General features: G+C 38.1%; 10 protein-coding genes. 9 read left to right on the forward strand and 1 reads right to left on the reverse strand.

What is annotated here, in order from left to right:
- The first annotated feature begins 7 nt into the window (after nucleotides 1-7).
- From FHX64_RS07285 to FHX64_RS07315, 7 genes are all read left to right on the forward strand, one after another.
- Nucleotides 8-1291, forward strand: coding sequence for a murein hydrolase activator EnvC family protein (locus FHX64_RS07285; RefSeq protein ID WP_183413113.1), 1284 nt, complete (start codon nucleotides 8-10; stop codon nucleotides 1289-1291).
- Between the two features lie 35 nt (nucleotides 1292-1326).
- Nucleotides 1327-2091: an RNA methyltransferase gene (locus tag FHX64_RS07290; RefSeq protein WP_343053494.1), complete on the forward strand. Its 765-nt coding sequence runs from the start codon at nucleotides 1327-1329 to the stop codon at nucleotides 2089-2091.
- 61 nt (nucleotides 2092-2152) lie between these two features.
- Nucleotides 2153-3703 carry a T9SS response regulator signal transducer PorX gene (gene porX / locus FHX64_RS07295; RefSeq protein ID WP_221202157.1) on the forward strand — a complete coding sequence of 517 codons (1551 nt, stop codon included), beginning with the start codon at nucleotides 2153-2155 and terminating at the stop codon, nucleotides 3701-3703.
- Nucleotides 3704-3816: 113 nt separating this feature from the next.
- Entirely contained in the window at nucleotides 3817-5292 is a 1476-nt protein-coding gene (gene guaB, locus FHX64_RS07300; RefSeq protein WP_183413114.1) for an IMP dehydrogenase, read from the forward strand.
- 202 nt (nucleotides 5293-5494) lie between these two features.
- On the forward strand, nucleotides 5495-7501 hold the full coding sequence (locus FHX64_RS07305; protein ID WP_183413115.1) for a peptidylprolyl isomerase: 2007 nt from the start codon (nucleotides 5495-5497) through the stop codon (nucleotides 7499-7501).
- Nucleotides 7502-7891: 390 nt separating this feature from the next.
- Nucleotides 7892-9253: a peptidylprolyl isomerase gene (locus FHX64_RS07310; protein ID WP_183413116.1), complete on the forward strand. Its 1362-nt coding sequence runs from the start codon at nucleotides 7892-7894 to the stop codon at nucleotides 9251-9253.
- 65 nt (nucleotides 9254-9318) lie between these two features.
- Entirely contained in the window at nucleotides 9319-11073 is a 1755-nt protein-coding gene (locus FHX64_RS07315) for an OstA-like protein (RefSeq protein WP_183413117.1), read from the forward strand.
- Between the two features lie 9 nt (nucleotides 11074-11082).
- On the opposite strand, the gene purN is transcribed toward FHX64_RS07315, so the two are convergent.
- On the reverse strand, nucleotides 11083-11655 hold the full coding sequence (purN, locus tag FHX64_RS07320) for a phosphoribosylglycinamide formyltransferase (protein WP_183413118.1): 573 nt from the start codon (nucleotides 11653-11655) through the stop codon (nucleotides 11083-11085).
- Between the two features lie 151 nt (nucleotides 11656-11806).
- On the opposite strand from purN, the gene FHX64_RS07325 reads away from it, so the two are divergent.
- Together FHX64_RS07325 and fabF are read left to right on the forward strand one after the other, a co-directional pair.
- Nucleotides 11807-12043: an acyl carrier protein gene (locus tag FHX64_RS07325; protein WP_183413556.1), complete on the forward strand. Its 237-nt coding sequence runs from the start codon at nucleotides 11807-11809 to the stop codon at nucleotides 12041-12043.
- 14 nt (nucleotides 12044-12057) lie between these two features.
- Nucleotides 12058-13320: a beta-ketoacyl-ACP synthase II gene (fabF, locus tag FHX64_RS07330; RefSeq protein ID WP_183413119.1), complete on the forward strand. Its 1263-nt coding sequence runs from the start codon at nucleotides 12058-12060 to the stop codon at nucleotides 13318-13320.
- Nucleotides 13321-13324 lie beyond the last annotated feature (4 nt).

Genomic DNA, 13324 nt, shown 5'->3' on the forward strand with positions numbered 1-13324 from the left:
GCGTCTTATGAAACGATTTTTCGTGTTTGTTCTAATCTTTTCAGTTGTCGGATTGCCTTTATTTTCTCAAAGTATCAAAGAATTAGAATTACAACGAAAGAGAATGTTGGAATCCATTTCGATGACAAATAAAATGTTGAGCAAGACACAACAATCTGCAAATTCAACTATCAACAGACTCGTTATTATTCGTAAAAACATAGGACTGAGACAAAAACTTATAGTAAACCTAAATCAGGAAATATCAGTCTTGGATCAAACCATTGACACTCTGCAAAATGAACAAAACACACTGGAACTGCACCTGAATAATCTCAAAAAGGATTATGCCCGGTTGCTTCAAGAGAGCCAAATGCGTCAGGATACCTATTCCGAATTGTTATTTCTTTTCTCGTCCCAATCTATAGCTCAGGCCTATCGACGTATGCGGTATTTAAAGGAGTTTAGTGATTATCGAAAAAGACAGGCAGAAGAAATCATTTCCGTAGAGAAAAAAGTGGCTTTCCAGCAACAACTGCTAACTCAGACCCGTGATGCAAAAGAATCATTGCGTCAGCAAAAAGAAAGTGAAAGTCAGAAATTAAAAACAGAACAACAAAAAGCAAACCAAACGTACTATTCACTAAAAGGTCAGGAGAGGAACTTACGTTCACAATTAACTAGACAACAGAGAATTGCGAATGCTTTGAATGCAAAAATAGAACAACTTATTGCAGAAGAAATTCGTCGTGCAGAAGAACGTAAACGGGCGGAAGCTGCTGCTGCAGCCAGAAAAAAAGCAGAGGCTTCCAAAACCGGCATTGTCCGAAAACAGACTCCAACACGAACACAGGGACAATCTATCGATTATATGACAAAAGAAGAGCAGCTTATCGCCGGCAGTTTTGCTGCAAATAAAGGGCGGTTACCTTGGCCTGTCGAAAAAGGATTTATTAGTCAACATTTCGGGATACAACAACACCCTATTTTACAGCATGTTACAACAAACAACAAAGGAATTTACATTCAGACGCAACGCAATGCAGATGCTAGAGCCATTTTTGAAGGTGTGGTAACGGAACGTTTTTCACTTCCGGGGAGTAACAATGCCATTATTATAAAACATGGAAATTATCGGACAGTGTATGCGAACCTGACAACAATTTATGTAAGAGAAGGGCAGCATGTTTCTGCAAAACAAAAAATTGGCAGGATATACACTGACGATGAAAATGGTGGAAAAACAGAACTATATTTGATGATATGGAAAGATAAAACGCCATTAAATCCCGAATTATGGTTGGCTCATTAATTCATGAGCGTTCACAACATTGTAAAGCATAATTTATGATGATTTCAGCAGCTACCCTAAAATGGATTCATACTTTATCACAAAAAAAGCAACGCGACGAACAGTTATTATTTGTAGCTGAAGGATATAAAACAATTCAGGAATTATTACCATATTTCTTTTGTAAGCTACTATTGACTACCGAAGAGCAATGGCAATCACATCCTCTGAACATAGACAGCCGGACTGAAACTATTCAGGCTGCACACAAAGCTATAGAGCGAGCTTCACTACAGAAAACGCCGCAAGGAATGATAGCTGTTTTTGAAAAGCCAGTAAATAAAAAAGAAATCCCATTCTTAACTTCCGGCCTTTACCTTGCTCTTGATGGAATCCAGAACCCAGGCAATCTGGGAACAATTATTCGCATTGCGGATTGGTTCGGTATCAAGCATATATTTTGTTCTCCGGATAGCGCCGATGCCTTCAATCCGAAAACAGTACAAGCAACTATGGGGTCTTTGGGAAGAGTCAGCGTTTCATATGTTTATTTAGAGGAATTCATTAAAAAGAATATCAACCAATTACCAATATATGGAACATTTCTCGAAGGAGACTCGTTGTTTCATGTATCGTTGCCCCAAGATGCGCTAATTGTTTTAGGAAATGAAGGTAATGGAATCTCTGCTTCAGTAGCCAAGTGCGTTCCGAATGCATTGAAAATTCCATCCTTTCCAGAAGGAGCAGCAACTGCAGAATCGTTGAATGTAGCAACAGCGGCTGCCATCATATGCGCGGAATTCAGGCGGTCAACACTTTGAAAATACAAGAACGGGAGACAATCAGGCTGACTGACTTATCATCACTTAAAAGAATATCATAATGAATAAAGACAAGATTTTATGGGTTGACGACGAAATAGATTTGCTTCGCCCTTATGTTATTTTTTTAGAAGAACGAGGATATGAAGTTTACACGGCAACAAACGGACAAGACGCCATTGAAGCATGCCATCTACAACATTTTGATATCATCTTTCTGGATGAAAATATGCCTGGCAAAAATGGTCTCGAAACATTGGTAGAAATTAAGGAACTTAGTCCATCTGTGCCAGTCGTTATGATCACTAAAAACGAAGCTGAAAATCTGATGGATATGGCAATAGGAAATAAAATTGCCGATTATTTAATCAAACCAATTAATCCAAGTCAGATCTTGTTAGCTTTAAAAAAGAATCTTCATAAAAAAGAAATTATCAATGAACTAACCACATCTGGATATCGTTCCGATTTCAACAAGATCGGTATGCAAATCAATGATTCATTGACGTATGAAGATTGGATTTATGTATACAAAAGATTGGTTTATTGGGAATTAGAGTTATCGGAAGCTGAAAATGAAATGGACGAATTACTGCTCATGCAGAAAGCAGAAGCAAATTCGGCCTTTGCAAAGTTCATAAAACGGAATTATCAAAAATGGTTTGATGACCCCGAAAGCCGTCCGCTAATAAGCCCGGATTTGTTCAAGAAACGCATTTTTCCTCTGCTTGACAACGGGGACAAAGTCTTTCTTATTCTAATTGATAACTTCCGCTTCGATCAATGGCGTCTGATCAAAGAGATTCTGAGTGAATTTTATATTTTTGATTCGGAAGAGATTTACTATAGCATCTTGCCAACAGCCACGCAATATGCACGAAATGCTATTTTTGCAGGATTAATGCCGCTGCAAATTGAACAAATGTTTCCTGATTTATGGATTGCTGAAGAAGAAGAAGAAAGCAAAAACATGAATGAAGAAGAGCTTTTGAAAACACAGCTACACCGGTTCAGAAAAAATTACTCTTTTTCATTTCATAAAATCTTCGATACAGATGCTGGCCAAAAACTAGTCGATCACTTATCTCAGTTAACTAACAATCAACTAAACGTTGCAGTATTAAATTTTGTTGACATGCTATCTCATGCTCGTACAGAATCAAAAATGATCCGCGAGTTGGCACATAGCGAAGATGCCTATCGCTCCCTTACCTTATCTTGGTTCCGGCATTCTTCAACCTACGAATTATTCAAAGCATTGGCCGGAAGCAATTATAAAGTCATCGTTACGACTGATCATGGTACGATTCAGGTCAACAATCCGATTAAAGTGGTAGGAGATCGCAACACTAGCGTCAATCTAAGGTATAAAATGGGGAAAAATCTGAACTACAATCCAAAAGAAGTTTTTGAAATGCTACATCCTGCAACATTCGGATTGCCCTCTTCTAATGTAAGTTCGACCTATATTTATAGCACAAAGGAAGATTTTTTCGCTTACCCTAACAACTACAACTATTACGTCAACTATTACAAAAATACATTCCAGCATGGAGGAATTTCCTTGCAGGAAATGTTGATTCCTTTTGTTACAATGTCTCCAAAAAAATAAAAAAGAACTTTTATCTATCATTTCAAAAAGCCAGAGTAAGGGCATTCAATCGACTTTGTGCCACCAAAAACTATTTGTAAATTTGCATGCAATAATTTTCAAACTATTTTTCCATGTCATTTATTGCAGATAAAGTCGTTATGGATGGACTGACTTTTGATGACGTTCTCCTTGTACCGGCATATTCAGAAATTTTGCCTCGTAATGTAAACCTCACAACTCGTTTTTCCAAACACATTGAACTGAAAATCCCTATCGTTTCAGCCTCGATGGATACCGTCACTGAATCGAAAATGGCAATCGCTATTGCACGCGAGGGCGGCATTGGGGTGATTCATAAAAATATGTCCATAACAGAACAGGCGAAACAAGTATATGCAGTTAAACGTGCCGAAAATGGCATGATCTATGACCCTGTAACCATTACTTCAGGATCAACAGTGGCTGATGCATTAGACTTGATGAGTGAATACAAAATTGGTGGAATTCCTGTGGTTGATGGACAGAAACATCTGCTCGGAATTGTAACAAACAGAGATTTAAGGTTTGAAACAGATTTGAGAAAGACCATTGATGAGGTGATGACCAAAGAAAACCTGATCACAACTGCCGTCACAACAAATCTGGACGCAGCTACAGAAATTTTACAAAAATATAAAATTGAAAAACTCCCGGTTGTCGATAAAGATGGCAAATTAGTAGGACTAGTCACTTACAAAGACATTACCAAGGCAAAAGATAAACCGTTTGCATGCAAAGATGCACGTGGACGATTAAGAGTTGCTGCAGGCGTAGGTGTCACATATGACACAATGGAGAGAGTTCAGGCATTAGCGGATGCTGATGTCGATGCCATTGTAATAGACACAGCTCATGGCCATTCAAAAGGTGTTATCGAAACATTGAAAACTGTAAAACAAAATTTTCCTCATATTGATATTGTAGTAGGCAATATTGCCACTGCCGAAGCTGCCAGAATGCTAGTTGAAGCAGGTGCTGACGCCGTTAAAGTTGGAATCGGGCCTGGTTCTATTTGTACCACCCGTATTATTGCCGGCGTCGGAGTTCCGCAGCTTTCAGCGATTTACGACGTGGCTAAAGCTCTGATCGGAACTGATGTTCCGGTAATCGCTGATGGAGGCATTCGCTATTCGGGTGATATTGTCAAGGCTTTAGCTGCAGGAGCTGCATGTATTATGGCAGGATCATTATTTGCCGGTGTGGAGGAATCTCCGGGCGAGACCATCATTTTCAACGGTCGAAAATTCAAATCGTATCGCGGAATGGGATCATTAGAAGCTATGGAAAAAGGCTCAAAAGATCGCTATTTCCAAGATGTAGAAGATGATATTAAGAAACTTGTTCCTGAAGGCATTGCAGCCAGAGTCCCTTACAAAGGTTCTTTATATGAAGTTATATATCAATTAATTGGCGGTTTGCGTGCCGGCATGGGATACTGTGGAACGGCAACAATTGAACAATTACATCACGCAAAATTCACGCGTATATCGACTGCAGGCGTCAACGAAAGCCATCCACACGATGTGACTATTACCCGTGAAGCTCCAAATTACAGTCGTGGGGAATAAAAACCAACAGGAAATATAATCATCCTACAATGCGTATTTCGTTTAAAATCTGATTATTAAGCCAATAATTTGTGAATTTCTATTTTCTGAAAATACCTTCGGAAAGTGATGTTGATATACTATTTGTTAAGGATTTACGTTATAATAATTCCTTCAAACTTTTCAAGCTTTGCTTAATTTGTCCGTTTTAATGCTATTTCATATGAAAACAAGTCGGTTCATTATTGCCTTTTTTTTATTCACCACAACTCTCTTTGCTCAGAATGACAAAGATCCGGTTTTGATGACTATCAATGGAACTCCCATTCACCGATCAGAATTTGTCTATCTTTATAATAAAAATAATGCGGATAATGTTCTGGACAAAAGATCCTTAAATGATTATCTCGAGTTATTTGAAAACTTCAAACTGAAAGTAATTGAGGCCGAAGCTGAAGGAATGGATACAACAAAAGCTTTCAGGGATGAATTTTTAGGATATCGTCAACAATTAACGCCTCCTTATCTGACGGATACTGTGCTGCGAAACAAATTAGAGAGACAAGCATACAACCGATTAAAAAAAGAGATTGATGTAGATCATATTTTAATTCGCGTGGCACCAAATGCTTCTCCCGCTGACACACTGAAGGCATATAATGAAATTATGGCTATTCGTAAGCGTGTCACAAAAAATCGCATTGAAAAAGTCGTAAAAAAAAGTCTCTTTGGCAAGAAAATTCAGGAGAAAATTTTACCTCCGGAAAATTTTGAAACCGTTGCCAGAGAAGTATCTCAGGATCCTTCAGTCGCTGAGAATGGCGGTCATCTTGGATATATAACCGGATTTATGACCATATATCCTTTTGAATGTGCAGCTTATCACACCCCACTGGATAGTGTCAGTATGCCAGTCAGAACGTTATACGGATATCACTTAATCAAAGTCAATGGAATCCGGCCTTCCCGAGGCGAAGTACATGTTGCTCATATCATGATCTTTGCTCAAAAAGGTTCTCCAGATTCTGTGATGGCAGCAGCAAAGCATCGTATTGACAGCATTTATACGTTACTGCAAAAAGGAGCTGATTTCGCCACATTAGCACGTAGGTTTTCACAAGATCGAGGCTCTGCTGTCAATGGAGGAATACTGCCCTGGTTTGGAACCGGATTTATGGTAAAATCCTTTGAGGACACTGCATTTGCATTGAACAAAGGAGAAATCAGCAAGCCGTTCCAAACAATATATGGATGGCATATTATGAAAATGCTCGATAAAAGGCCATTAGCTTCTTTTGCCCAAAAACGGACAGAAATTGATCGTCGAATACAGTATGATGTTCGGTCACAAATGATCGCTGATTCTTTTAGCAACAAATTAAAAAAGGAGTATAACTTTCAAGTTGACCCAAATGCACTTGCCCAAATTTTACAACTTGCTGAAAAATTCGCCATACAGGATTCTGCATTTAAACGTGTTGCACAACAATTGAATGCCCCAATTGCATCTTATGCCGGGGTTCAGTTAACACAGCAAGAATTTATCAAATTTTTGGAAGCTCATCCGAACGACACCAAAGCGACAATCGCTGGCTTTATCAATAACAGATGGGGTCAATTTGTATCCAGTGAATTAATGAGTTATGAAAACAGCCAGTTAGAACATAAATATCCTGATTTTGCTAATCTGGTTCGTGAATATCATGATGGAATTTTGTTGTTTGACATTAGCAACAAAGAGGTTTGGGATAAAGCGACAAAAGACACTATAGGACTAAAAAACTATTTCAATACACATAAAAATAACTACATTTGGAAAGAGCCTCACTTCAAGGGGATGATCCTTTATTGTAAAAACGAAGCTGTGAAAAGAAAAGCAATGGATTTATTAAAGAAAGCTCCAAGTGATTCAGTAGTTAGTTACATTATACATCATTTAAACCAAAACACTGTCCTTGTCAGGATTGATCAAGGTATTTTTGCCAAAGGAGATAATCCGGCTGTAGATAAATTGATATTTCATGAAGGATTTTTTAATCCGGATTCATCATTCCCAATAGTTTTCTATAAAGGCAAAATCTTAAAACAACCGGATAGTTATGCTGATGTAAAAGGTCTTGTCACAGCTGACTATCAAAACTATCTGGATGCTGAATGGATAAAAAAATTAAGGAAGAAATACCCTATTGTTGTCAATCAGAAAGTACTTGCTACAATCAAAGAAAACTAACCTACTGCTTGATTCGCTGTAGGTATGAACTGCAATGTGATTTTCAAACGTCGATTTGAAGTGAGCATAAAGTATCGCCTAAGATTTAGTGAAGATACAAAGGAGTAAAGCATTTTTGAAAATATGCAATAACGCTTCTCAGAAAGGGTTGCAGCAAGACAAAATTATTATTTATCATTCTTCTGAAAATTTGAGTCCCAAAGTTTCTACAAAATAATGTATCTTTGGCATGGAAAATCACTGACAGATATTTGCCTATGATGAAGTATAAAAATGTCCGGTTTTTCACCAATATGAGATATAATGAATGTAACATCCGTCTCTTTATAACCTATTGAATTCAAACAAACAAACGATTATTTCCGACTCTAACACACAAACTTTATTCAAATGAGATACATAGCCAATAGATTGTCTTTTCTTTTTATGCTCCTGTTGATTGTGCAGTTTGGGTATGCCCAAAGTAATGTGATTGATCAGGTTATTTGGGTAGTTGGTGATGAACCAATTCTGCTTTCTGATGTTGAAAATCAAAAACTTCAAATGCAATATCAGGGAGATAAAATTAATGGAGATCCAGACTGTGTAATTCCAGAACAAATAGCAATTCAAAAATTATTTCTGCATCAGGCTAAAATAGATAGTGTCACTGTCAGTGAATCTTCAGTCAGTGCAGAAGTAGATAGGCGAATTAATTATTTTATCAGTCAAATCGGATCAACAGAAAAATTGGAAGAATACTTTAATAAAACTCTCCCACAAATACGTGACCAATTGCACACTACAGTACGCGATGAAATGATTGTGCAACAGATGCAACAAAAACTCATTGGAGATGTTGAAGTAACACCGGAAGCAGTACGAAAATACTATATGAAGCTAAATCCAGACAGTATTCCGACTGTGCCTGCCACTGTTGAAGCGCAAATTATCACTCAATATCCGGTTATTCCTCAATCTGAGATAGATCGCATTAAGGCTCGGCTTCGTAGTTTTGCAAATCGTGTAGATTCGGGACAAGTGGATTTTGCAACACTAGCTATGCTTTATTCGGAAGACCCGGGTTCAGCTCAACACGGGGGAGAGCTTGGCTTTTTAGGACGAGCACAATTAGATCCTGCATTTGCTAACGTTGCATTCAGCCTGACAAATCCCAAAAAAGTATCACGCGTAGTACAAACTGAATATGGATATCACATCATTCAGCTGATTGCGAAACAAGGTGATCGCGTCGATGTGCGTCATATCTTATTAAAGCCCCAAATTACCCCCGAAGAAGAACAAACGGTTCTGCACCGATTAGATAGTGTTGCAACGTTAGTACATACTAATAAAATGACTTTTGACGAAGCTGTTATGCATTTTTCAATGGACAAAAATACCGTTATGAATAATGGGTTGATGATGAATTCATCAACTGGTGATTCAAAATTTGAATTACAACAGCTCCCGCCTGAAATTGCCAAACAAGCTAATAAACTGAGCGTTGGTGAAGTCTCCAATGCTTTCCTGATGATTAATCCTGAAAATAACCGGGAAGAAGGAGCAATTATCAAGATCAAGAATAAAATTCCAAGCCACAAAGCTAATCTGTCAGAAGATTATCAACTGCTAAAGGCGATGCTTGAAGCACAAGAAAAAAGAGATATCATTAGCGATTGGATAGCAAAACGTCAAAAAGATACTTACATCTACATTGCCCCAGGATGGAGAAATTGTAACTTTAAATACCCAGGGTGGATCAAAAAATAAATACCGGGAATTTGAAAAATGTAATCCTTGCGATTTTTTGCTTTTTACGAGGAAAGATTGAAAAAATGAATAATCGACTTCGTATCAACACATTGAATAAGTATATTGTAAGTCTGCTTGCAATATGCTTATTTTTTACAGAATTGTGGGCTCAATCTCCAACTTTTATTCCTTCTTTGCTTCCAACTCCACCTCGGATAACATTGGAAGTCCCTAAGTTGGAATTACCGAAACGATTTCTTCCTGCAATTCCTGATGTACTACCACCACGGATTCCCCAACCTGTCGTCAGACCGGTTTTAACGCCTTCACCAAAAGACAAAAATCTGGTATATCTCGAAAATGCTCAAACACTCTCTTTCGATCAGACTTTCAATCCTGATGTTCAGGTACTGCGAGGTGATGTACAATTCAGGCAAGGAAATACTTTCATGTATTGCGATAGCGCCTATTTTTATCAACAAGAAAATTCGCTGGATGCATTTGGAAATGTAAAAATGGTGCAGGGTGACACACTTTTCCTTTATGGAGATATGCTTTATTATGACGGGAATACCCAAATGGCGCGTATGAAATATAACGTGCGAATGGTCAATAAAAAAGTGGTGCTCACTACCGATAGCCTTTTATTCGACAGAGGAAAAAACGTTGGATATTACACAACAGGAGGAAAAATTGTTGACGAAACAAACACACTGACTTCCCTAATTGGGCAATATTATCCCTCACAACACTACGCCATTTTTCAAACCTATGTAAAGTTGGTCAATCCAAATTTTGTACTGAGATCAGATACCTTACGGTACGATACGCAAACAGGAATTGCTAATATTGTTGGACCATCCACAATGATATATAAAGAAAAAACAATCATTCATTCCAAAAGCGGCTGGTACAACACACATAATGACCAGTCGCAGTTACTCGACCGATCGGTGGTAAAAAACGAAGATGGGAAGACGCTTACCGGCGACACGATTTTCTATGACAAACGGGCAGGGATTGGGCAAGCATTCCACCATATTGTAATGACGGATACTACTCAAAACATGCGATTGTTTGGAAACTACGGATATGTAAACGACACAAAAAAGTTTGGATACGTAACAGATTCTGCCAAGCTTGTACAATACGAACCATCCGATACATTGTTTCTTCATGCCGACACCTTATATACATTCAAAGATTCAATCTATAACCAGGCTAAAGCATATCATCACGTTCGTTTTTTCAGACGTGATTTTCAGGGGCAGTGTGATTCATTATTCTATTCTGCGCGTGATTCGGTAATGTACTTATATGGAAATCCAATTGTATGGTCAGATGAACAGCAACTTACCGGAAATGAAATGGAGGCACATTTTAAAAATAAAGAACTCAATTTCGTAAAGGTTTTGAAAGATGCTTTTGCCGCACAAAAGTTTGATTCTATCCGATATAATCAATTGTCAGGCAAAGAACTGTTTGCTTATTTCAAAGAGAGAAAGCTATATAAACTCTTTGTAAGCGGTAATGCAGAATCAATTTATTTTCCTTTAAATAAGGACAGTACATTGATTGGAATGAATACAACCCAAAGTGGTTTTGTTACCATGTTTATCAAGAATAAAAAAATTGATAAGATTCTTCTGACACCAGCGTCAAACGGTATATTGTATCCTCCGGATAAAACGCCGGCGGATCAAATGACGTTGAAAAATTTTATCTGGGAGGCCAATCTACGACCTCGTGACGAAAATGATATCTTTACATTCCGGACACCAGCAAAAGCTTCTAATACCGAAAGGCATAAAGTAACAATGGGTTCGTCTGGAAAATAAAAATCTTTATTAGACTGAAGAAAGAATTACATGCTCAATAACTTTGGGGAAATGCATTTGCTCAAGCTCATGAATCTTGGCTGCTACATCATCAGGAGTATCTGAAGCAAATACCCGGCATTTCGCTTGAAAGATGATATCACCCTCATCATATCGTTCATTCACGTAATGAATAGTAATTCCAGACTCTGTTGCACCAGCATCTACCACTGCTTGATGAACATGATGACCATACATGCCTTTTCCTCCAAATTTTGGAAGTAAAGCAGGATGAATATTGATAATTCGTTTAGGATAGGCTTCTAAAAGATAGTCGGGAATTTTCAGCAAAAATCCGGCCAAAATAATCCAGTCTACCTCATATTTTTTAAGTAGGGACAAAACCAACTGTGAATCCAATAGCTCATGCTTGAGGCAAATTTCAGTTGGTACATTCAATTGCAAGGCACGTTGCAGAACATAAGCGTTAGAATTGTTAGATACGATTAGCGCGACTTTTATTGCTTCCTGATTATTAAAATAACGTGTAATATTCTCGGCATTTGTGCCAGATCCGGAAGCAAAAATAGCAATTTTAATCATTTGAAACGGGGATGAAATGCACATTATGAGCGGTTTTGTGCAGAAAAAAAGATTTTTTAAAAGAAAAACTATGGTAGTACCGGAAATTTTGTGTTCCTTTGCACGACAAATTTACAACAAATTTCATTTACAACCAAAAATCTTTAAAGTTATGTCAGAAGTTGCAGACAAAGTAAAGGCGATTATCGTTGACAAATTAGGAGTTGACGAATCAGAGGTTACACCACAAGCTAGCTTTACAAATGATCTAGGTGCAGATTCACTGGACACCGTTGAATTGATCATGGAGTTTGAAAAAGCATTTGGCATTACCATTCCAGATGATCAAGCTGAAAAAATTTCAACAGTAGGTGAAGCCATTGCTCATATTGAAGCAGCGCTTAAATAATTCGACAACTCTGTATGGAATTGAAAAGAGTAGTAGTAACAGGTCTTGGTGCCGTTACGCCAATAGGGAATAATGTTCCGGAATTCTGGGACAATTTACTAAAAGGAGTAAGCGGAGCAGGGCCTATTACTTTATTTGATGCGTCTCAATTTAAAACCCGTTTTGCTTGCGAGGTAAAAAATTTTGACCCTAGCAATTTGATGGATCGCAAAGAACTTCGCAAAAACGATCGCTATACTCTTTTGGCGATTGCTTCTGCAAAAGAAGCGATTATCAATTCCGGGTTAAACTTAGATACCGTAGATAAAGAGCAAGTCGGGGTTATTTATGCCGCAGGAATTGGTGGTATCCAGACTTTCGAACAAGAGGTCGGAAACTACTTCATGCATATTGATGCCGGTCCAAAGTTTAATCCTTTCTTCATTCCGAAGATGATCTCTAACATGGCTGCAGGTCAAATTGCTATCATGTATGGTTTTCATGGACCAAACTATTCAACCGTTTCAGCCTGTGCCTCTTCAACAAATGCAATTATTGATGCTTTTTACAACATCCGATTGGGAAAAGCTAAAGTAATGATTGCAGGTGGATCTGAAGCAGCTATTACAGCAAGCGGAATGGGTGGATTTAATGCCTTGACCGCTATTTCGACCCGTAATGACGATCCGCAAGGAGCATCACGACCTTTCAGTAAAAGTCGCGATGGTTTTGTTATGGGAGAAGGCGGAGGATGCCTCATCTTAGAGGAACTGGATCATGCTTTAGCTCGTGGAGCAAATATTTTATGTGAAGTTGTTGGTGGAGGTTTATCTGCTGATGCTTATCATATGACCGCTTCACATCCAGAAGGCCTCGGAGCTAAACTTGTTATGAAGCGTGCACTGGAAGATGCAGAAATGTCTTCTGATGAAATTGATTATATCAATGTTCACGGAACTTCAACCCCGGTAGGTGATATTTCAGAAGTAAAAGCCATTCTGGATGTTTTTGGAGCACATGCGTATGATCTGAATATCAGCGCTACAAAATCGATGACAGGCCATTTATTAGGTGCCGCTGGTGCTATCGAAGCTATTGCTACCATCTTGGCTATTGTTAATGATATTATTCCGCCAACCATTAACTTCCACGAGGGAGATGAAGATGAAAACATTGATTACAAATTGAATTTCACCTTCAATAAAGCACAAAAACGAAAGGTTAATGCTGCCTTATCCAACACGTTTGGCTTTGGCGGACAAAATGCAAGTATTATTGTAAAAAAATTCGCTAAGTAACCAG

The sequence above is a fragment of the Microbacter margulisiae genome (assembly GCF_014192515.1).
GTDB classification, from domain to species: domain Bacteria; phylum Bacteroidota; class Bacteroidia; order Bacteroidales; family Paludibacteraceae; genus Microbacter; species Microbacter margulisiae.

Coding starts and splice junctions, on each gene's coding strand:
- FHX64_RS07285 (WP_183413113.1), top strand. CDS start 8: ATGAAACGATTTTTCGTGTTTGTTCTAATCTTTTCAGTTGTCGGATTG.
- FHX64_RS07290 (WP_343053494.1), top strand. CDS start 1,327: ATGATGATTTCAGCAGCTACCCTAAAATGGATTCATACTTTATCACAA.
- porX (WP_221202157.1), top strand. CDS start 2,153: ATGAATAAAGACAAGATTTTATGGGTTGACGACGAAATAGATTTGCTT.
- guaB (WP_183413114.1), top strand. CDS start 3,817: ATGTCATTTATTGCAGATAAAGTCGTTATGGATGGACTGACTTTTGAT.
- FHX64_RS07305 (WP_183413115.1), top strand. CDS start 5,495: ATGAAAACAAGTCGGTTCATTATTGCCTTTTTTTTATTCACCACAACT.
- FHX64_RS07310 (WP_183413116.1), top strand. CDS start 7,892: ATGAGATACATAGCCAATAGATTGTCTTTTCTTTTTATGCTCCTGTTG.
- FHX64_RS07315 (WP_183413117.1), top strand. CDS start 9,319: ATGAATAATCGACTTCGTATCAACACATTGAATAAGTATATTGTAAGT.
- purN (WP_183413118.1), bottom strand. CDS start 11,655: ATGATTAAAATTGCTATTTTTGCTTCCGGATCTGGCACAAATGCCGAG.
- FHX64_RS07325 (WP_183413556.1), top strand. CDS start 11,807: ATGTCAGAAGTTGCAGACAAAGTAAAGGCGATTATCGTTGACAAATTA.
- fabF (WP_183413119.1), top strand. CDS start 12,058: ATGGAATTGAAAAGAGTAGTAGTAACAGGTCTTGGTGCCGTTACGCCA.